Here is a 20,175-nt window from a genome sequence, read left to right on the forward strand (position 1 = left end):
GGGGCCTCGCGGCGAGCTCGCCAATCGGGTCCCGCGTGCCCGTCAGTCCGAGGGTCGCGTCGCGGGGTCGCCGCCGCAGAACCCCCGGATGACGCGGCCGAGCACCGCGGCGAGCGTCTCGAGCGACGCGATGTCGACCCATTCCTCGTCGGCGTGGGCACCGCCGCCGGCCGGGCCGAGGAGCACCACCGGGATGCCGGCGTCCTGGATCAGTCCCGCGTCGGTCCACCACGGGTCTCCACGGAGCACGGCCGGCCGGCCGGTGACCTCCTCCAGCGCGGCGACGACCGTCCGGGAGATCGCAGCGTCCGCCTCGGCCGACATCGCGGGGCGCGAGACGAGCGGGACGACCCGAGCGGGCGACGAGGGGGCGAGCACGCGGTCGAGCTCGGCTCCCGGGTCGGGCTCGCCGGGGAGGGTGCGTCGCTCGACGACGAGCACGCAGCGATCGGCGACGGTCGCGGCATCCGTGCCGCCCTCGATGGTCGCGACCCGCACGCTTCCGGTGCCGAGCAGTGGATGCCGCGGCCGAGCCGCGAGCTGCCCGCCGAGTGCTCGCAGCGCGATGAGGCCGTCCAGGGCGCGATCGATCGCGTCGACACCCAGCTCGGGCTGCGAGCCGTGCGCGGCGAGGCCCTCGTACTCGACGCGGTACCAGGCGAAGCCGCGGTGCGCGAGCGTCACCTCGAGGTCGGTCGGCTCGAGCACGACGGCGCCGTCGGGGCGTCGCTCGGGACGATCGGGGCGCGACGCGTCCGAGTCGACCTCGGCGAGGAGTTCCTCCATGCCGAGCGAGCCGTACTCCTCGTCGGCGGCGAAGGCGAGGACGACGTCGCCGGTGAGCTCGGCGGGCGCCGCCGCGACCGCGACCATCGCCGCCGCGAGCCCCCCGGCCATGTCGTACGCGCCGCGCCCGGAGATGCGCCCGGACTCGACGGCGGCGGGCGCGTCCTCCCTCATCCCGGCGCCGCCGACGGTGTCGAGGTGCCCGGCGAGGAGCAGCGTCCGCCCGCCGCCCGTGCCACGGCGTCGCGCGAGGACGCTGGGGCGTGCCGGGTCGGTCCCGATGACCCGCACCTCGAGGCCGCGGTCCGCGAGCCAGTCCGCGACGACCCCCGCGAGTTCGCGCTCACCCGCCCCGCCGTCGACGAGGGACGGGTTCGTCGCGTCGATCGCGACGAGCCGCCGAGCGAGGTCGGCCACCGGCGTGCCGGTCGGCATGGCGACGGTCGCCCGGCCCGCTCAGGCCTCGCCGGGGTACCGCAGGCCGATCTCGCGACGCACCCGGTCGAGCGTGCCCATGATCGCGACCGACTCCGCGGTCGAGAGCACGTCGCCGCCGTCGACCCGGCCCTCGGAAACGAGCCGTTCGAGCGCCTCGGCCTGGTAGTGCATGCCCCGCCCGTTCACGTCGGCGCGGAACTCCTCGATCACGACGTCGTCGTGGCCGACGAGTCGGAGCGTCGTCGGGGTGTACCAGACGCCGTCGAGCTCGGCGCGCGCGTCCGTCCCCATCACGACGGCGCGGTTGGGCCCACGGGCGTCGCTGGCGGAGAAGGTCGAGGCGATCCGACCGTCGGCGTAGCCGAGCTGGACCGCGATCCCGGCGTCTGCTCCGGTGGGCTTGAACACGGCGGTCGACTGGATGACCGCCGGCTCGCCGAAGAGGTCCCACGCGAACGAGATCGGGTAGATGCCGAGGTCGAGCAGGGCGCCTCCGCCGAGTTCGAGCGCGTTGAGCCGGTGGGCCGGGTCGTCGGAGAGCTTCTGGGTGTGGTCGGCCTGCATCGAGCGCACCTCGCCGAGTGCCCCCTCCGCGATGAGCTCCCGGAGCCGCACCATGTGCGGCAGGTATCGGGTCCACATCGCCTCGAGCGCGAGGACGCCGCGATCGCGAGCGGCGTCGGCGACGAGCCGCGCCTCGCCCTGCGTGAGCGTGATCGGCTTCTCGATGAGCACGTGCTTGCCGGCCTCGATCGCGGCGATCGCCGTCTCGGCGTGCCACGGATGCGGCGTGGCGACGTAGATCACGTCGACCTCCGGGTCGGCGTACAGCTCGGCGTAGCTGCCGTACGCGGTCGGGATGCCGAAGTCGGCGGCGAAGGCCCGAGCCGAGTCGATCGAGCGCGAGCCCACGGCTCGGACGTCGAAGCCGTTGTCCACGAGGTCGGAGGTGAAGAGGCGGGCGATGCCGCCGGTCGCGAGGATGCCCCATCGGAGTCGTGCCGTCATGCGCGCCAGCCTATCGGCGCGCCGCGCTCGTCGATCGGCGCCCGATGGGCCCGCGTTCCGGAGAGCACGGTCCAGATGACACCCGTTCGGGGACTGCGGCATCCGCGCATTCGGCGCTACGGTGCGGCCATGTCGGCACGTTCGAACCGAAGGAGCCGCATCGTCGGCTCGACCGCCGGGGCCATCGTCGCCCTCGTCGCCATGCTCTTCGGCGCCACCGCACCCGCCACCGCCGCACAACCCGACCCGATCCAGCGCTACGTCGCCCTCGGTGACTCCTATGCCGCCGGGCAGGGCGCCGGCATCCCGCTCGACGCATGCCTGCGATCGGATGCCGCCTATCCCGTGCTGCTCGACGCCGTGCCGCGTATCAACCTGCTGCGGCAGCCCGCGTGCAGCGGCGCGACGATCTCGGATGTCGCATCCACCCAGCTCTCGCAGGTCAACCGCGGCACGACGCTCGTGACGCTGACGGTCGGCGGCAACGACCTCGGCGCCGGCGAGGTGTTCGCGGTGTGCGCACCCGACCCCGAGTCGTTCGCGTGCGCGACCGCGGTCGCCGAGGCCCAGCAACTGCTGGCCTCCGGCGTCATCGGCCAGGAGCTCGGCGGGCTGCTGCTGGCCATCGCCGAGCGTGCACCGAACGCGCGCATCGTCGTGACCGACTACCCGATCCCGTTCGTGGCGGGATGGAGCACGCTGACCGACACGGTCAATGCCGCGACCGCCGCGTTGGATGCGCAGATCGCCGCCGCGGCCACCGGCGCCGCCGGCGCCGGTGCGAACGTCCACTACACGAGCCTGACCCTCGCCTACCTCGGCCACCAGGTCGGCGACGTCGACCCGTGGCTCGGCAGCGATCAGTTCGACGCGCTGACCTTCCTGCACCCGACCACGACCGGCCAGGGCGTCTACCGCGACGCGATCCTCGTGGCGATCGGCTGAGGTCCGGAGATGACCTCGAACATGCGGCTCGACGCCGCAGGCCCGTCCTTCCCTGCGCGGCGCGCCGCGCTCGTCGCCGCCGCAGTGCTCGCCGCGCTCGGCCTGCTGCTCGGCTCGACGCTCACCGGTCCCGCGGATGCCGCCCATGCGGCGGTCTCCGCGGCCAAACCCGACAAGCCCGGCAAGCCCGGAGGCGGCGGCGGGAACGGCGGTGGCGGCGGCAGCGGCGGCGGCGGCTCGACCGAGCTCGAGTACGCCGCGGTCGGAGACTCGTTCGCCGCGGGCGCCGGTGGGGGGAGCTACCTCGACACCACCTGCTATCGCAGCTCGAAGAGCTACCCGAAGCTGCTCGACGGCGACGCCGACAAGGTACTGGTCGCCTTCCCCGCGTGCTCGGGCGCCGACACTTCCGACGTGATCGCGCAGGCGGCATCCGTGCCGACGACCGCGAAGGTGATCACCGTGACGGTCGGCGGCAACGATGTCGGCTTCGCCGACGTCATGCAGAACTGCTTCGTGTTCGTGACCTCGTCGTGCGCGTCGAAGATCGCGGCCGGCGCGGCGATCGTGGACTCGCAGGAGTTCGCGGACGACATCGCCCTGGTCGTCACGACCCTGCGGCAGCGCGCACCCGACGCGAAGGTCATCGTCGCCGGCTACCCGCTGCTGTTCTGGGAGAACGGCAGCGGCGTGAACCCGAAGTACGCCTGGGCCGACGAGGTCAATGACGAGACGGTCGCGCTGAACGACCGCATCCAAGGGGTCGTCGAGGTGAACGGCGGCGTCTTCGTCGACGTCGAGGATGACTTCGACGGCCACGGCATCGGCAGCTCGGATCCGTGGATCAATGACCGGAACTGGTTGAGCCTCTCGACCAGCTTCCACCCGAACGCCACGGGGTACCTCGCGTACGCCGCGGCGATCCGGGAGGTCCCGCTCCAGTAGCCGCATCGCGGCGAACGGAGGGCCCGGGTGACCGGGCCCTCCGCATGCGGGATCGGAGCACCTCACTGCACCCGCGTTCACGGGCGCCGAGCGATCAGGCCGTCGCGTCGGTCGGGACGGATGCCGGTCCAGGCGTTCGCGCGACCCTGGACTCGAGCACCGTCGTCCACGCGCCCGATCCGCCGCGCAGCACCGCCACCGCGGCGCCCGTGAAGGCGACCAGGCCGAGCACCAGCGACGTGTACGTGACCCACGCACCGTCGAGGAAGTTCGGCAGCACGAACTCGACCACGGTCCAGGCCAGCAGCGCGATCGCCACCCATCGCGGCGCGACGGCGGAGCGCAGCAGGGCGACTGCGATCAGGACGACGCCGAGCACCGTGCCGCCGAGACCCGCGAGCAGGAACGGGACGAAGTCCCCGCCCTGGGTCGCGCCGAGCGCGGCCTGAGCGGCGTCGACGTCGCCCGATTCCACGGCATACCGGGCCATGCCGAGCGTGACGAGGCTCGCGCCGCCGAACGCGGCGTGGCCGAAGGCACCGAGGCCGCTGAACAGCGCGCCGAGCGTGCCGAGCACGGGCGAGCGGTGACTCGCGGCGTGCGCGAGCCCGATCAGGCCGACCGCCCAGAACACCTGCGACCAGAGGAAGAGCTGGAGCCCGATCGCCGCGGTGGCCGAACCGGCGAGGAGCTCGACGTACTCGCTCGGCTCCTCGGGGAACGCGGGGTGGAGCAGGATCCCCACGACCGCGGTGGCGATGGCGACGACGAGCGATCCGGCGACGAGCGCTCGTCGGACGGACGGCAGTGCACTGGACGTGGACATGGGTGGATTCCCCTCGTTCGGCCGCGGCCCTTCCGCGGCGACGGCAGGACGCTACGGGCGCCGCGACGTCGGCGGCATCCCTCCCCGAGCCCGTCCCGATCATCCGGAGTCGACGCGCCGATCACCCGACGGTGATTCCCCCGGCGGCATGCGGACCGCTAGCCTGCGGTCGTGGACCGCCGCGCGCGCTGGCATCTCGCCCAGGACGTCGCCGTCGCCGCCCTCGTCGCGGCGCTCGGCCTCGCCGAGGTGTGGATGCCGTTCGAGTCCGTGCAGGGTGCCGGTTCCCCGGTGCTGAGCACGGTCGCCATCCTCGCCTGCGCAATCCTCCTGGCCCTGCGCCGGCTCGTCCCGCTGGCCCTGGTCGGCGTCCCGCTGACGTGGGTCGCGTGCTTCGTCGCGACGGGCGGTGACACCCAGGTGCTGTTCTTCGGAGGGTTCCTCCCGCTCGCGATCGCGCTCTACTCGGGCGCGCGCCACGGCGGCGTCCGGGTCTCGGCGACCGTCTGCGGTTCGGTGTTCGCGTCCGTCATCCTCGCCGACCTCTTCGTGCCCGAGCTCCAGGGGCCGAGCGAGGTGTTCTTCCACTGGGGTGTGCTCCTCACCGTCTTCCTCATCGGCATCGGCATGCGGGTCTCCGAGCGACGGGCGGTGGATGCCGCCGTGCGAGCCACCGCCGCGGAGGCCGACGCCCGCGAGGCCGCCCTCCGCGCCGTCGCGGAGGAACGCGCGCGGATCGCCCGCGAGCTGCACGACATCCTCGGGCACTCCGTCAGCGTCATGGTCGTGCAGGCGGGGGCGGCGTCCGAGGTCGTCGACGTCGACGCCGTCGCCGCCCGGAAGGCGCTGGAGGCGATCCGGACGACGGGCACCGACGCCCTGGCCGAGGTGCGCCGGGTCGTCGAGCTGCTGCGCGAGGACGACCACGGATCGCTCTCGCCGCAGCCCGGCATCGCCCGCATCCCCGAGCTGATCGAGCAGGCGCGTGGCGCCGGGCTCGCCGTGGACTTCCGGATGGACGACACGAGCGACCTGTCGGCCGGTCGTCAGCTCGCCGTGTACCGGGTCGTGCAGGAGGCGCTGACCAACGTGCGGCGGCACGCAGGGGCGGCCTCGGCATCCGTGCGGATCGATCGCAGCGCCGACCGCGTCGACATCACGGTGTCCGACGACGGCGACACCGCCGGCGCCGTGCGCCCCGCCGGACACGGGCTCATCGGGATGCGCGAGCGTGTCTCGCTCTACGGCGGCACGCTCGAGGCGGGGCCGGGGCCGGGGCCGGAGCCGAGCGGATGGCGCGTGCATGCGTCGTTCCCGACCGGGGCGGGGTCATGACCGCATCGGCCCCGACCCGCGTCCTGCTCGTCGACGACCAGGAGCTCGTCCGCGTCGGGTTCCGGCTCATCCTCGAGCGCGCCGGCCTCCGGGTCGTGGGAGAGGCCGGCGACGGCGCAGCGGGCGTCGCGGCCGCCGCCGAGCTGGACCCCGACGTCGTGCTGATGGACATCCGCATGCCCGTCATGGACGGCATCGAGGCGACGAGGCGCATCCTCGAGGACGACGCCTCGCGTCGCGTGCTCGCGCTCACGACGTTCGACCTCGACGACGTCGTGTTCGCCGCCGTCCGTGCGGGGGCGTCGGGGTTCCTGCTCAAGGACGTGCCGCCCGCGGATCTCGTGCACGCCGTCGGCGTCGTCGCGCGGGGCGAGGCGATGCTCGCGCCGACGCTGACCGCGCGCCTGCTCGAACGCTTCGCCTCGGCCCCCTCCCCCGACTCGGCACTGCCTCCCGGCGTCGAGCTCACGGATCGGGAGGTCGAGATCGTCCGGCTGGTGGCACGGGGCAGGTCGAACGCCGAGATCGGATCGACGCTCTTCCTCAGCGAGTCGACCGTGAAGACCTACGTGTCGCGCCTGCTCTCGAAGCTCGGCGCGCACGACCGCGTGCAGATCGCGATCCTCGCCTACGAGTCCGGGCTCGTGCGGCCGGGCGACCGCACCGGTTGACCGGACGCGGATCGTCCCGGCGCGGGCGGCGCTCGAGGCCGGACCTGCGTCAGACCCGACCCGAGCTCGGCTCAAGCGGACCGCCCTGACGTCCTCAGGCGCATCGAGCGGGTTCCCATGATCGATCATGGGGAGTAGCATGGTGCTACTCATATTAGCGCCATAGCCAGCAAGGGGACGCTCATGTCGGTCTCCACCCCATCCCGTCCGCCCGACGTCGCACCGCCGCCCCAGCGGCCCGATCCGCCGAAGATCGAGCACGAGCCGGAATCCCGGCCACGGCCGATCCGTTCCGCGCCCGCCGGGGGCGCACGAGCTCTCATCGAGGAGGCGTGGCGTCGCACCGGGCGCCGTCGCGTCCTGATCGCGGCGGTGTGGACCGCCGCGGCGGCCGGAGCCATCGCGCTCGCACTCGGGCTCCTCCGTCCGTCCGGACTCCCCGGCGGCTCCGAGTCCTCCGTCAGTCTCAGCGGCCGGCCGGCCGCGGCGGCGACGCCGATCGGACGGAACGGGACCCTGGCCATCGTGGGCACCTCGGCGGCAGGAGCTCGGACCGACATCTACGTCCTCCCGACCGGCGACACGGTGCCGCGGCAGCTGACCTCGACACCCGAGCTGGACGAGTACGCGCCCTCGTGGTCGCCGGACGGCAGCCGCCTCGCGTACATCCGGTCGGATCCGCCGGACCGCGAGCTCTCGGAGCAGCTGATCCGCACCCGCGGTGTCGCGTACGCGGCGTCCTGCGCGACGCTGTGCGAGCTCGTCGTCGCCGACGGGACGTCGGGCGCGACGATGTTCTCGCTCGACATCGGCCACACGTTCCCCGGCCCCGAGCCCGGCTTCGACGGATCGATGGTGCCGGACGCGATCGCGTGGGCACCGGGTGGGACAGCGCTCATCGTCGACCGGAGCTCCTGCGGGATCGGCGGATGCGGCGGCCACGACACCGTCGGGTCGGTCCTCGTGGACGTGGCGAACGCACGGACCGTCGAGGTCGCGCCGGAGATCTCCGTCCTGGGCTGGTCGCCTGACGGACGTTGGCTCACGCTCGCCGAGGAACGACCCGGGTCCCGACGCGCGACGGTGGTGGTTCCCAGCGACTCGCTGGACGAGACCTCCCTCACCGCACCCCTCAGCCGCGACGGATGGATCGTGCTGTCCGAGGCGCCGTCATGGCCCCTCAGCGTCGACTGGGCGGCGGACTCGTCGGCGGTACTGGTCAACGAGGGCATGATCTTCGGGGCAGGCCCCAGCGAACGATGGGAGCCGGCGACGATCGACCTGATCACCGTCCCGGACGGCCGCCGGCGCACCGTCATCGCTGACGGGGCTCAGCCGATGCTGTCCTCCGACGGTCGCCACCTCGCGTATCACACGGGATACGAGCTGGACGGTGACGGCGATATCCTGACCGACGTCTGGATTGCCGACATCGACGGCGCCGACGCGCTCCGGATCGCCGAGAACGCCGTCGCGGACTCCTGGTCACCGGACGGCCGATTCCTGGTCGCCCACGACGACCGAACCTGGTTCACCGTCGCCGCGGACGGCACCGGCCGGGCCGATCTGGCCGTCCGCGCCGTCGGAGACGGCGTGCCGTGGGGCCCGACCGCATCGTGGCAACCGGTCACGGCCGCCGAATGACCGAACGGCGACACCTCCGCGAGCGCTGAGGCCCGGATACGGAGACGCCGAAGGCCCCCTCCGCCGGAGGGGGCCTTCGTGGTGGAGCCGCCTGAGGGAATCGAACCCTCGACCTATTCATTACGAGTGAATCGCTCTGCCGACTGAGCTAAGGCGGCGTGGCATCCGTTGCGTTGCGCACCGTACGGCACGAGAGACCATGTTAGCGGGTTTTCTGAGTGCTCATGACCACTCCCCGCCCCCGGTCAGCACTGCGGGTCGGATGCCGGCACGGTGCCGTCGACGAGGAAGTCCTCGACGGTGTCGTCGATGCACGCGTTCGACTTGCGGTAGGCCGTGTGGCCCTCGCCGTCGTAGCTGACGAGGACGCCGGAGTCGAGCTGGTCGGCGAGAGCCTCGGCCCACTGGTACGGCGTCGCCGGGTCGCCGGTCGTGCCGATCACCATGATCGGGTTCGCCCCGTCGGCCGTGATGGCGGCGCGCTCGGCCCGCGCCGCGTACGGCCACTGCGCGCAGCCGATGTCGCCGTAGCCGAAGTAGGGGCCGATGACGGGCGCCGCCTCCGCGAGCTCCGCCGCGTTCGCCCGCATGAGGTCCACGTCGTCGTCGTACGTGTAGTCGAGGCAGTTGACCGCACGGAACGCCTCGGTGGAGTTGTCGCCGTAGCTGCCGTCCTGCTCGCGGCCGTTGTAGAGGTCGGCGAAGGCGAGCGCGGTGTCGGCCTCGCCGAACATGACGGACTCGAACATGTCGCTGAGGTAGGTCCACGTGTCAGCGCTGTAGAGCGGGAAGATGATCGCGGTGACGAGCGTGTCGGCACCGACCATCCGACCGTCCGAGGCGCGCAGCGGACTCTGCTCGACCGACGCGATCAGGCGGGAGACCTCGTCGACCGCGTCGTCGACCGAACCCGAGAACGGGCAGTCCGCGCCGGCGAGGCAGTCCTCGAGGTAGGCGCGCAGTGCGTCCTCGAAGCCGACCGCCTGGGCGACGTTGACCTCCTGGTTCGACGCGGCCGGGTCGATGGCGCCGTCGAGGACGAGACGCCCGACCTTCTCCGGGTAGAGCCCGGCGTACGTGGCGCCCAGGAAGGTGCCGTACGAGTAGCCGAGGTAGTTCAGCTCGGTGTCGCCGAGGATCGCACGGAGCAGGTCGAGGTCGCGCGCCGCGCTGACGGTGTCGACGTTGGCGAGCAGATCGCCGGTCTCGTCGGCGCACGCCTGCCCGAACTCGCGGTTGGCCTCCGTGACGTCGCCGATCCACTCGTCGCTGCCGCGCTCGGCCGGCACGACGGAGTAGAGGAAGTCGTCCATCCCCGCGGCGTCGAGGCAGCGAACGGGTGTGGATCGTCCGACGCCGCGCGGGTCGAAGCCGACCACGTCGAACCGTTGCTGGAGCCGGGGGCCGACGGCGTAGTCGATCGACTCGGCGATGAAGTCGAAGCCCGATCCTCCGGGACCGCCGGGGTTCACGAGGAGGGAGCCGATCTTCTCGCCCGTCGCCGGCTGGCGCACGAGCGCGAGCTCGATCTCGCCGGCCGCGGGATCGCTCCAGTCGAGCGGAGCGGTCGCGGTGGAGCACTGCAGGTCGCCGCACGACCGCCACTCGAGCACCTGCGCGTAGAACGGCTCGAGCTCGGGCGCGACCGATTCGCCGGTGGGCTCCGAGCGGTCGGGCGGACCGCCGAGGAACGACGGCACCCCGCATCCGGTGAACAGCAGCGTCGCCGCGGCAAGGGTCGCGACGAGCGCGCTCGCGCGCCGGACCCGGCTCATGCCCGTGCTCCCCGGGGTGCGGGCTCGGGCCGGCGGATCGCCGAGACGAGCATCGCCTCGAGGGCGAGCGCGGGCTGGACGTTGGCGTCGATGCGGATGCGGGCCTCCTGGATGGCGTCGAGCGTGGCGAGCGTCTGCGCCGGCGTCGCGGCTGCCGCGGCGCGGGCGATGTGGTCGGCGACCTCCAGGTTGACGAGGTCGACCTGCGCGCCGAGCTGGGTGACGAGGATGTCGCGGAAGAGCGAGGCGAGGTCGACGAGGATGCGGTCGATGCCGTCGCGGAGGCTGCGCGTCGCGCGACGCTTCTGGTCCTCCTCGAGGGCGCGGATCTGGGAGCGCAGTGCCGCGGGGACCGCCTGCCCCGGCGCGACGCCCAGGGAGCGCAGCGCGTGCTCGCGCTCCTCCGCGTCGCGCAGCTCGGTGATCGCCTTCGCGTCGTCACCGGCGATCTCGAGCATGCGGGCCGCGGTCATCACCGCGGTCGGCGTCGAGCGCACGCCGAGCGCGAGCCGCAGGGTCTCGTCGCGCCGCTCTCGGGCCTCGGGGCTCGTCGCGAGCCGGTGCGCCATCCCGATGTGGCTCTGCGCCTCGCGCGCGGCGCGCACCGCCAGTTCGGGCTCGACGCCGTCGCGGCGCACGAGCAGGTCGGCCACCGCCGAGACCCCCGGCACCTGGAGCCGCACCGACCGCACGCGTGAGCGGATCGTCGGGATCAGGTCGGCCTCGCTCGGCGCGCACAGGATCCAGACCGTGCGCTCGGGCGGCTCCTCGAGTTCCTTGAGCAGCACGTTCGAGGTCTGCTCGGTCATGCGGTCGGCGTCCTCGACGACGATCACGCGGTGGTGGCCGACCGACGGGGCGTAGTGCGAGCGCTCGACGATCTTCCGGACGTCGGCCACCTTGATGATGACGCCCTCCGTGGCGAGGACGTGCAGGTCCGGGTGGCTGCGCGCCATCACCTGTGCGTGCACCGAGTCGTCGCCATCCGGATCGCCCGAGAGGAGCGCCTCGGCGAACGCGTAGGCGAGGTTCGACCGCCCGGAACCGGGCGGCCCGGTCAGCAGCCACGAGTGCGTCATGTCGGACGAGCCGCGGGAGTCGGCGGCGGCGGCAGCAGCAGCACGCAGCACGTCGATCGCGGCGTCCTGGCCGGTCAGGTCACTCCAGACGGTCACCGTCACACGCTATCGTCGGCGGCGGACACGGGGCTGTGAGTGCGCACGGAAGCCGGGCTCACGCGATCGCCGCGATCCGCTCCCGGATCCGCTCGGCGATCCCGTCCATGGGCAGCGTCGCATCGACGACGAGGAAGCGCGCCGGCTCGGCCGCGGCGAGCGCGAGGTAGGCGTCGCGCACCCGACCGTGGAACTCGCCGGCCTCGGCCTCGAGGCGGTCGTAGCGCGTGCGCGCGCCGTCGAGGCGCCGCCGCGCGACCTCCCACGGCAGGTCGAGCAGGATCGTGAGGTCGGGGACGAGTCCCTCGGTCGCCCAGTCGGAGATGCCGCGCACCTCCTCCGCGTCGAGCACCCGCCCGGCGCCCTGGTAGGCGACCGACGAGTCGATGTAGCGGTCCTGCACGACGACCTCGCCGCGGGCGAGTGCCGGGCGCACGACGGTGGCGACGTGGTGCGCCCGGTCCGCCGCGTACAGCAGCGCCTCGGCCCGAGGTGCGACGTGGCCGCGGTGGTGGAGGACGATCTCGCGCACCTCGAGGCCGACGTCGGTCCCGCCGGGCTCACGGGTGCGGACGACGGTGCGCCCGCGCGCGACGAGCCACTGCTCCAGCAGTTCCGCCTGAGTCGACTTGCCCGATCCGTCGCCGCCCTCGAGGGTGACGAACAGGCCGCGCGTCACGAGCTCTTCTTCGCCGTGCGCGTGCTCGTGCGCTTCGTCGAGGTCGACTTCGCCGCGCCGCGCTTCGCGCGCGGCGCCGCCGGGCCCTTGTCGCGCTTGACCTGCAGCAGCTCGACGGCGCGCTCGAAGGTGATGTCTTCCACCGACTCGCCGCGCGGGATCGTCGCATTCGTCGTGCCGTCGGTCACGTACGGGCCGAACCGGCCGTCCTTGACCTTGATCGGCTTGCCGCTCACCGGATCCTCGGCGAACTCCTTGAGCGCGCTCGACTGCCGGCGCGCGCCGTACTTGGGCTGGGCGAAGAGTTCCTGCGCTCCGGCGAGGTCGATGTCGAAGATCGCGTCCTCGCTCGGCAGCGTCCGCGTGTCGGCGCCCTTCTTCAGGTACGGGCCGTAGCGGCCGTTCTGCGCGGTGATCTCTTCGCCCGACTCGGCGTCGAGGCCGACGATGCGCGGCAGGTCGAGCAGCTTCAGGGCCGTCGCGAGGTCGACCTCCTCCGGCTGCATGCTCTTGAACAACGATGCGGTGCGCGGCTTGGGCGCCGCGGCCTTCTTCGCGCCGCGCTTCGCCGCCTTCACCGGCTGGTTCTGCGATTCGACGACCTCGCCGGTCGCCGGGTCGACGGATGCCTCGGCCGACTCGGGTTCCGGCTCGAGCTCGGTGACGTACGGGCCGAACCGGCCGTCCTTCACGACGACCTGCTTGCCGGAGTCGGGGTTCAGGCCGAGCACGCGGTCGCCCTGGACGGGTGCGTCGATGAGCTCCTGCGCCTTCTCGGCGGTGAGCTCGTCGGGCGCGAGCCCGTCGGGCAGGTTCACGCGACGCGGCGTCGCATCGGCCGCGGCCTCGGCGTCGGCGACCTCGAGGTACGGACCGTAGCGGCCGATGCGCAGTGTCACGCCGGGCGTGATCTCGATCGAGTTGATCTCGCGCGCGTCGATGTCGCCCAGGTTGTCGACCACCTGTCGCAGCCCCTTGTGACGGTCGCTGCCGAAGTAGAACTCGTTGAGCCAGTCGACGCGGTCGGCCTCGCCGGACGCGATGCGGTCGAGGTCGTCCTCCATCTCGGCGGTGAAGTCGTACTCGACCAGGTCGCCGAAGTGCTCCTCGAGCAGCCGCACGACGGAGAAGGCGACCCAGCTCGGGACGAGGGCCTGCCCGCGCTGCGTCACGTACCCGCGGTCGAGGATCGTCGAGATGATCGAGGCGAACGTCGACGGCCGGCCGATGCCGAGCTCCTCGAGTCGCTTGACGAGGCTCGCCTCGGTGTAGCGCGGCGGCGGGCTCGTCTCGTGGCCCTTCGCCTCGAGCTCGGCGAGCCCGACGGCCTCGCCCTCGGCGAGCTGCGGGAGCTTCGCCTCGCCCGGCGCCTCGTCGACGTTGCGCTCCTCGTCGCGGCTCTCCTCATAGGCGGCGAGGAAGCCGCGGAACGTGATGACCGTGCCGCTGGCGGTGAACTCGGCCGTGGTGCCGGCGACCGGGGCCGTCGGCGACTCCGGCGCGGCGGCGTCCGTCGCGGTCGGTCCGACCTCGATCGTGACCGTGGCGGTCTGGCCCTTCGCGTCGGCCATCTGCGAGGCGACGGTGCGCTTCCAGATCAGGTCGTAGAGCTTGAACTCCGTGCCGCGGAGCACGCTCTGCAGCTCGGAGGGGGTGCGGAACACCTCGCCCGACGGACGGATGGCCTCGTGCGCCTCCTGCGCGTTCTTCGACTTGCCGGAGTAGGCGCGCGGCTTCTCGGGGACGCTGTCGGCGCCGTACAGCTTCACGGCCTGGGTGCGGGCGGCCTGCACGGCCTGCTGCGACAGCGACACCGAGTCGGTGCGCATATAGGTGATGTACCCGTTCTCGTACAGCGACTGCGCGACGCGCATGGTGTCGCGGGCGGAGAGCCGGAGCTTCCGCGCCGACTCCTGCTGCAGGGTGGAGGTGGTGAACGGCGCCGCCGGCCGGCGCGAGTAGGGCTTGGACTCGACGCGGGAGACGCGGCGCGGCACGGCGTCGTCGCGCACGGCCTCGGCGAGCGCGTGCGCGGTCGCCTCGTCGAGCACGACGGCCTTGCCCTTGAGCCGCCCGGCGTCGTCGAAGTCGCGACCGGTCGCGATGCGCTCGCCCCCGACGCGCACGAGACGGGCCTCGAACGACGACGCCTCCTTGGTGAAGCGGCCGATCAGGTCCCAGTACGAGGCCGCGACGAACGCGAGGCGCTCGCGCTCGCGGTCGACCACGAGCCGGGTCGCGGCGGACTGCACGCGTCCGGCCGACAGGCCGGGGCCGACCTTGCGCCAGAGCACGGGCGAGACCTCGTAGCCGTAGAGGCGGTCGAGGATGCGGCGGGTCTCCTGGGCGTCGACGAGCGCGGTGTCGAGCTCGCGCGTCTGGTCCTTCGCCTTGAGGATCGCGTCCTTCGTGATCTCGTGGAAGACCATTCGGCGCACGGGCACCTTGGGCTTGAGCTCCTGCAGCAGGTGCCACGCGATGGCCTCGCCCTCGCGGTCCTCATCGGTGGCGAGCAGGAGTTCGTCGGCGTCCTTGAGCGCCCGCTTGAGCTCGGCGACCGTCTTCTTCTTGGCGTCGGAGACGACGTAGTACGGCTCGAACCCGTTCTCGACGTCGACGGAGAACTTGCCGAGCGAACCCTTCTTGAGCTCGGGCGGCAGGTTCTTCGGCTCGACGAGGTCGCGGATGTGGCCGACCGACGAGAGCACCTCGTAGCCGTCGCCGAGGTACTGGGCGATCGACTTCATCTTGGTCGGCGACTCCACGATCACGAGCTTCTTCGCGCCAGACACCGGACTCCTCTTGCTTGATTCGGGAACGAGAAACGCACAACGTCGCCGCGCCCCCGAGCGGTGTGCCTATCGGTCGGCTGGGTGACCGCCGACAAGGCACACCATACACATACCGGCCGAGAGGATACCCACCGTGACTCCGGACGCGCCGGGACGTCAGGCCCTTGCGGTTGCGGAGGACGGGTGGAGAATGACGGCATGGACACGTCATCGGGCACCTACACCGCCAAGCTCATCGACGGGCCACTCGAGGGGAAGACGGTCTCGACCGGGTTCCTCGACTCCGGCGATCCGCAGCCGAGGATCAGCTTCCCCGGAGACGGCGGCAAGCACTACGTCTACTCCCGCGGAGCCGGGCTCGAATTCGACGCGCCGGGCGACGACCGTCCGTCCGCGGTCGAGTACCGCTTCATCGAGACCGTCTTCGACTGAGGACGCGCAGGGCAGGGCGGCGGCTCGTCACGGTCCGCCCCGCCCGGCGCTCGACGGCGCCGTCGCGATCCGCGACGGCGCCGTCGTCGTGTGCGCGTTCGCTCGCCTACACGTGCCGCTCGCCGACGCCGTCGTAGTGGGACAGCGGCCGGATGAGCGCGTTCGCCGCGGCCTGCTCGATGATGTGCGCCGTCCAGCCCGTCACCCGCGACGCGACGAAGAGCGGCGTGAACGTCTCGGTGTCGTACCCCATGAGGTGGTACGCCGGTCCCGACGGGTAGTCCAGGTTCGGGTGGATGCCCTTGCGCTCGACGAACTCATCCGAGAGCGCGTCGTAGAGCTCGGCGAGGTCGGGCCGGTCGTAGTGCGCCACGAGCGTGTCGAGCGAGGCCTTCATGGTCGGCACGCGCGAGTCGCCGTTCTTGTACACCCGGTGGCCGAAGCCCATGATCTTCCGCTTGCCGGCGAGGGCGTCGTCGAGCCACGGCACCACGTTCGACGCGTCCCCGATCTCGTCGAAGATCCGCATGACCGCCTCGTTCGCGCCGCCGTGCAGCGGACCCTTGAGCGCGCCGATCGCTCCGGTCACGGCCGAGTACAGGTCCGAGAGCGTCGAGGTGATGACCCGCGCGGTGAAGGTCGACGCGTTGAACGAGTGCTCGGCGTACAGGATCATCGAGACGTCGAACGCGTCGACGACGACCTGGTCGGGCACCTCGCCGAACGACATGTGGAGGAAGTTCGCGGAGTAGTCGAGGTCGTCGCGCGGCGGCACGAGGTCCTGCCCCCGGCGGCGACGCTGGTCGTAGGCCACGATCGCGGGCATCGCGGCGAAGAGCGCCGTCGACTTGGCCAGGTTCGCCTCGCGGCTCGCGTCGTCGGTCGTCGGGTCGGAGGCGCCGATGACGCTGACGGCCGTCCGGACGACGTCCATCGGGTGCGCCGTCGTCGGCAGCAGGTCGATCGCCGCCTTCACGTTCGGCTGCAGCGCCCGTCCGGCGCGTTCCTCCGCGCGGAAGGCGGCGAGCTGCTCCGTGTCGGGGAGTTCGCCGTGCCAGAGCAGGTAGGCGACCTCCTCGAAGCGCTTGGTCGCCGCGAGCTCCTGCACCGGGTACCCCCGGTACAGCAGCGAGTTCGTCTCCGGATTGACCTTCGAGATCGCCGTCGTGTCGACCACGACGCCGGCAAGGCCCTTGCGGATCTCGGGCGCGGGCGGCGGCGCGAGGGTGGTGTCGGTCATGTCGGTCTCCTCTCGGGTCGCGCCTCAGCGCGCGACGGTGAAGTTGAAGATGGAGGTGTCGAAGTGGTTGTAGCCCTCGTAGTCGATGAGCTCGTAGAGGTCGGCGCGGTGCTGCATCTGCGGGAGCAGGTCGGTGAGGGCACCGGCATCCGTCAGCTCGTCGAGGCCGCGCTCGGCCGCACCCATCGCCAGGCGCAGGAGCGAGACCGGCCAGATCACGAGGTTCATCCCGACGTCGGCGAGCTGCTGCACGGTGAACAGCTCGCTCTTGCCGAACTCGGTCATGTTCGCCAGCAGCGGCACGTCGACGGCGGCGCGCATGGCCGCGAACTCCTCGAGCGAGCGCATCGCCTCGGGGAAGATCGCGTCGGCGCCCGCGTCGACGAGCGCCTTCGCGCGGTCGATCGCGGCGTCGAGCCCGTCCACGGCCGCGATGTCCGTACGCGCCATGATCAGGAAGTTCGGGTCGCGCCGGGCGTCGACCGCGGCGCGGATGCGCTGGAGCGCGGTGTGCTCGTCGACGACCTGCTTGCCGTCGAGGTGGCCGCAGCGCTTCGGGTTGACCTGGTCCTCGATGTGCAGGCCCGCGAGGCCGGCGTCCTCCATCTCCTGCACGGTCCGCGCGACGTTCATCGGCTCGCCGAAGCCGGTGTCGGCGTCGACGATCGCGGGCAGCTCCGTCATCCGCGCGATCTGCTTCGCACGGCCGGCCACCTCGGTGAGGGTCGTCAGGCCGATGTCGGGCAGGCCGAGGTCGGCGGAGAGCACGGCGCCCGAGATGTAGACGCCGTCGAAGCCCTTGCGCTCGATGAGCCGGGCGGAGAGCGGGTTGAACGCGCCCGGGAAACGGAGCAGTTCGCCGCCCCCGAGGCGCTCGCGGAAGCCGGCGCGCTTGTCGGCCGGGGTGGTCTGGGCGTAGAGCATGGGTCCTCCTAGAAGATGCCGCGGGGCGTCTCGGACTGGGCGAGCACGCCGGGGGCGGCGACGATGGTGAGCAGGCCGAGCTCGTCGGGGCCGAGCCGCGGGAGCCGCTGGGCGAGGTCGAGGAACCGCTCGATCTCGGCCGCCTCGAGCACGCCGTCGGCGAGCGTGCGGAACTTCTCCACGTACTGCTCGCGTCCGAACGGCCGGGCGCCCAGCGGGTGGGCGTCGGCGACGGCGATCTCGTCGACGACCTCGGTGCCGTCGTCGAGCGTGATGACGACGCGGCCGCCGAACGCCTTCTCGGCGATGTCGAGCGAGTGGTAGCGACGCGTCCACTCCGGGTCCTCGACCGTGGTGACCTTGCGCCACAGCTCGACGGTGTCGGGCCGCCCCGCCCGCTCCGGGGCGTACGAGTCGACGTGGTGCCAGGCGCCGTCCTGCAGCGCGACGGTGAAGATGTACGGGATCGAGTGGTCCAGCGTCTCGCGCGAGGCCGTGGGGTCGTACTTCTGCGGGTCGTTCGCCCCGGAGCCGATCACGTAGTGGGTGTGGTGCGAGGTGTGGATGACGACGCTCGCGATGCGCGACGGACCGGCCGCGAGCTCCGGGTGCTCGCGGTGGAGCTTGCGCGCGAGGTCGATCCACGCCTGCGCCTGGTACTCCGCCGAGTGCTCCTTCGTGTAGGTGTCGAGGATGGCGCGCTTGGCCTCGCCCGTCTCGGGCAGGGGCACCTCGTACGCGGCATCAGGCCCGTCGAGGAGCCAGGCGATGACGCCGTCCTCGCCCTCGTAGATCGGGACCGGGCTCGTCTGCCCGCGCATCGCGCGGTCCACCGCCTCGACGGCCATCTTCCCGGCGAAGGCGGGGGCGTGGGCCTTCCACGTGGAGATCTCGCCCTTGCGGGACTGCCGGGTCGCGGTGGTGGTGTGCAGGGCCTGCCCGACGGCCTGGAAGATCGTCTCCCGGTCGAGGCCGAGGAGCGTGCCGATGCCCGCGGCCGCGGAGGGGCCGAGGTGCGCGACGTGGTCGATCTTGTGCCTGTGCAGCGAGATGGCCTTCACGAGGTCGACCTGGATCTCGTAGCCCGTCGCGATGCCGCGCACGACCTCGCGGCCCGTGAGGCCGCGCTGCGACGCGAGGTGCTGCGCGACCGCGACGATCGCGGGGATGTTGTCGCCCGGGTGCGAGTACTCGGCCGCGAGGAACGTGTCGTGGAAGTCGAGTTCGCGGACCGCGACACCGTTCGCCCACGCCGCCCACTCCGGGCTCGTGCGGCGTGCCGGCTCGAGCCCGAACACGGTCGCACCCTCGCCCCCGACCGACACCGGGTGCGCGGTGGCCTGCGAGCGGGCGGCGATGATCGGCCCGCGGGTGAGGGATGCCGCGGCGACGGCGGCGTTGTCGATGACGCGGTTGACGACCATCTCGGCGACCTCGTCGGTCACCTCGACGGGGTCGGCGGCGACCTCGGCGATCTTCCAGGCGAGCTGGTCGGGTCGGGCGAGGTTCTCCTCGCTGCGGTGCATGCGCACGTGGTGGAGCTGCACTTCGTGCCTTTCGTTCGATGGTCTCGGGAGGTCGTGCTGGGCGCGCGATCGCGGTCGTCCGCCGCAGGTCAGGCGACGCGCGGGCCCCCGGCGGGATCGGCGGTCGGGACGGGATCGGCGGTCGGGACGGGATCGGCGGTCGGGACGGGATCGGCGGTCGGGGCGGCCTCGTCGGCCGGGACGGTCGCGAGGGCGTTCGTGAGGCTCATGTGGAGGTGCACGTGCGTCGCGTGGGAGGCGAGCTCCGCATCGCCCGCGAGGATCGCGTCGACGATCAGGAGGTGCTCGCCGGCTGCGGCCCTCAGGCGCTCGTGGTTGTGGCGCGAGAGCCGGCGGATGCGGGCGGAGTGCAGCTGGACACTGCGCAGCGCTGCGCCGAGGAACGCGTTGTCGGCGGCCGCCTCGATCGCGTCGTCGAGGTCGTCGACGATCGCGAAGTACCGGACCAGCCCGGCCTCGCCCTCCGCCAACAGGCTCGGGGCCTCGAGCAGTCGCTCGCGGATCCCGGCGAAGTCGGCCGCGTCGCGGCGCTGCGCCGCGAGCCCGGCGGCCCGGGCCTCGAGCGCTTCGCGGAGCTCGTAGAGCGACACGATGTCGTTGCGCGAGATCGCGGTGACGACGGTGCCGCGGCCGGATGCGGCGACGAGCCCGTCGGCGATGAGCCGGCGCAGCGCCTCGCGCACCGGGGTCCGGCTCACGCCGAGGCGGACCGACTGCTCGACCTCCTGCAACACGCTGCCGGGCTCGAGCACGCCGTCGAGGATCTCGGTGCGGAGGGTGTCGTACGCCCGTTCTCCGGCTCGCATGGCATCCCTCCTTGACCGCATCGGCGACGAGTCATGTATACACGGACTGCACCGAGATCGCAACGAAGGACCACGATTCTGCGGATTTTGGATGATCCCTCGCCTTCCGGCAGCTTCGTGTATACATTGACGCCGTCGGTGGCGACGCCGACCAGTACCGCCCGACGGTGCCGACCGACCCTGGAGGCCGCACTCGACCGGTAGGCC

At 72.2% G+C, this 20,175-nt stretch carries 18 protein-coding genes and 1 tRNA gene; 6 read left to right on the top strand and 13 right to left on the bottom strand.

Annotated features, from left to right (window positions below):
* Positions 1 to 42: 42 nt before the first annotated feature.
* Positions 43 to 1,221 carry a M20/M25/M40 family metallo-hydrolase gene (locus ABD230_RS16510; protein WP_344377246.1) on the bottom strand — a complete coding sequence of 393 codons (1,179 nt, stop codon included), beginning with the start codon at positions 1,219 to 1,221 and terminating at the stop codon, positions 43 to 45.
* Positions 1,222 to 1,242: 21 nt separating this feature from the next.
* The gene (locus ABD230_RS16515) at positions 1,243 to 2,232 is read right to left on the bottom strand and encodes a Gfo/Idh/MocA family protein (RefSeq protein ID WP_344377250.1); all 990 of its coding nucleotides are present in this window, start codon (positions 2,230 to 2,232) and stop codon (positions 1,243 to 1,245) included.
* 129 nt (positions 2,233 to 2,361) lie between these two features.
* Here ABD230_RS16515 and ABD230_RS16520 point away from each other — a divergent pair, with 129 nt between their 5' ends.
* Complete coding sequence (locus tag ABD230_RS16520; RefSeq protein ID WP_344377253.1) at positions 2,362 to 3,177, top strand: SGNH/GDSL hydrolase family protein; 816 nt, start codon at positions 2,362 to 2,364, stop codon at positions 3,175 to 3,177.
* 9 nt (positions 3,178 to 3,186) lie between these two features.
* Complete coding sequence (locus ABD230_RS16525) at positions 3,187 to 4,122, top strand: SGNH/GDSL hydrolase family protein (RefSeq protein ID WP_344377260.1); 936 nt, start codon at positions 3,187 to 3,189, stop codon at positions 4,120 to 4,122.
* A gap of 94 nt (positions 4,123 to 4,216) precedes the next feature.
* Here ABD230_RS16525 and ABD230_RS16530 read toward each other — a convergent pair whose 3' ends face one another.
* The gene (locus tag ABD230_RS16530; protein ID WP_344377265.1) at positions 4,217 to 4,948 is read right to left on the bottom strand and encodes a hypothetical protein; all 732 of its coding nucleotides are present in this window, start codon (positions 4,946 to 4,948) and stop codon (positions 4,217 to 4,219) included.
* Between the two features lie 171 nt (positions 4,949 to 5,119).
* Here ABD230_RS16530 and ABD230_RS16535 point away from each other — a divergent pair, with 171 nt between their 5' ends.
* Positions 5,120 to 6,283, top strand: coding sequence for a sensor histidine kinase (locus ABD230_RS16535; RefSeq protein ID WP_344377268.1), 1,164 nt, complete (start codon positions 5,120 to 5,122; stop codon positions 6,281 to 6,283).
* Positions 6,280 to 6,954 carry a response regulator gene (locus ABD230_RS16540; RefSeq protein WP_344377271.1) on the top strand — a complete coding sequence of 225 codons (675 nt, stop codon included), beginning with the start codon at positions 6,280 to 6,282 and terminating at the stop codon, positions 6,952 to 6,954. The genes ABD230_RS16535 and ABD230_RS16540 overlap by 4 nt, the downstream gene beginning before the upstream one ends.
* 560 nt (positions 6,955 to 7,514) lie before the next feature.
* Here ABD230_RS16540 and ABD230_RS16545 read toward each other — a convergent pair.
* The gene (locus ABD230_RS16545) at positions 7,515 to 7,853 is read right to left on the bottom strand and encodes a hypothetical protein (RefSeq protein WP_344377275.1); all 339 of its coding nucleotides are present in this window, start codon (positions 7,851 to 7,853) and stop codon (positions 7,515 to 7,517) included.
* A gap of 64 nt (positions 7,854 to 7,917) precedes the next feature.
* Here ABD230_RS16545 and ABD230_RS16550 point away from each other — a divergent pair, with 64 nt between their 5' ends.
* Complete coding sequence (locus tag ABD230_RS16550; RefSeq protein ID WP_344377278.1) at positions 7,918 to 8,598, top strand: TolB-like translocation protein; 681 nt, start codon at positions 7,918 to 7,920, stop codon at positions 8,596 to 8,598.
* Positions 8,599 to 8,680: 82 nt separating this feature from the next.
* Here the strand turns inward: ABD230_RS16550 and ABD230_RS16555 are convergent.
* The 5 genes from ABD230_RS16555 to topA all read right to left on the bottom strand — a co-directional run bounded on the left by ABD230_RS16555 (position 8,681) and on the right by topA (position 15,019).
* Positions 8,681 to 8,756, bottom strand: a tRNA-Thr gene (locus ABD230_RS16555).
* An 87-nt stretch (positions 8,757 to 8,843) separates the two neighbouring features.
* Positions 8,844 to 10,373 carry an alpha/beta hydrolase gene (locus ABD230_RS16560; RefSeq protein WP_344377284.1) on the bottom strand — a complete coding sequence of 510 codons (1,530 nt, stop codon included), beginning with the start codon at positions 10,371 to 10,373 and terminating at the stop codon, positions 8,844 to 8,846.
* Positions 10,370 to 11,548, bottom strand: coding sequence for a DNA polymerase III subunit delta' (locus tag ABD230_RS16565; protein ID WP_344377287.1), 1,179 nt, complete (start codon positions 11,546 to 11,548; stop codon positions 10,370 to 10,372). Before ABD230_RS16565 ends, ABD230_RS16560 begins: the two co-directional genes overlap by 4 nt.
* Positions 11,549 to 11,606: 58 nt before the next feature.
* Positions 11,607 to 12,227 (bottom strand): dTMP kinase, encoded by a 621-nt coding sequence (gene tmk, locus ABD230_RS16570; RefSeq protein WP_344377290.1) that lies wholly within the window; start codon positions 12,225 to 12,227, stop codon positions 11,607 to 11,609.
* Positions 12,224 to 15,019, bottom strand: coding sequence for a type I DNA topoisomerase (topA, locus tag ABD230_RS16575; RefSeq protein WP_344377294.1), 2,796 nt, complete (start codon positions 15,017 to 15,019; stop codon positions 12,224 to 12,226). The genes tmk and topA overlap by 4 nt, the downstream gene beginning before the upstream one ends.
* A 198-nt stretch (positions 15,020 to 15,217) precedes the next feature.
* Here topA and ABD230_RS16580 point away from each other — a divergent pair, with 198 nt between their 5' ends.
* Positions 15,218 to 15,451 (top strand): hypothetical protein, encoded by a 234-nt coding sequence (locus tag ABD230_RS16580; protein WP_344377297.1) that lies wholly within the window; start codon positions 15,218 to 15,220, stop codon positions 15,449 to 15,451.
* A 106-nt stretch (positions 15,452 to 15,557) separates the two neighbouring features.
* Here the strand turns inward: ABD230_RS16580 and ABD230_RS16585 are convergent, their stop codons facing one another.
* From ABD230_RS16585 to ABD230_RS16600, 4 genes are all read right to left on the bottom strand, one after another.
* Positions 15,558 to 16,691 carry a bifunctional 2-methylcitrate synthase/citrate synthase gene (locus tag ABD230_RS16585; RefSeq protein WP_344377298.1) on the bottom strand — a complete coding sequence of 378 codons (1,134 nt, stop codon included), beginning with the start codon at positions 16,689 to 16,691 and terminating at the stop codon, positions 15,558 to 15,560.
* Between the two features lie 24 nt (positions 16,692 to 16,715).
* Positions 16,716 to 17,615, bottom strand: a complete 900-nt coding sequence (gene prpB, locus ABD230_RS16590) for a methylisocitrate lyase (RefSeq protein WP_344377300.1) — start codon at positions 17,613 to 17,615, stop codon at positions 16,716 to 16,718.
* Positions 17,616 to 17,623: 8 nt separating this feature from the next.
* A complete protein-coding gene (locus tag ABD230_RS16595; protein ID WP_425546256.1) occupies positions 17,624 to 19,141 on the bottom strand; it encodes an MmgE/PrpD family protein in 1,518 nt (505 codons plus the stop codon).
* A gap of 89 nt (positions 19,142 to 19,230) precedes the next feature.
* A complete protein-coding gene (locus tag ABD230_RS16600) occupies positions 19,231 to 19,968 on the bottom strand; it encodes a GntR family transcriptional regulator (protein WP_344377306.1) in 738 nt (245 codons plus the stop codon).
* Positions 19,969 to 20,175: the final 207 nt, after the last annotated feature.

Origin of the sequence: Agromyces tropicus, assembly GCF_039531345.1 — a bacterium.
Lineage (GTDB): Bacteria > Actinomycetota > Actinomycetes > Actinomycetales > Microbacteriaceae > Agromyces > Agromyces tropicus.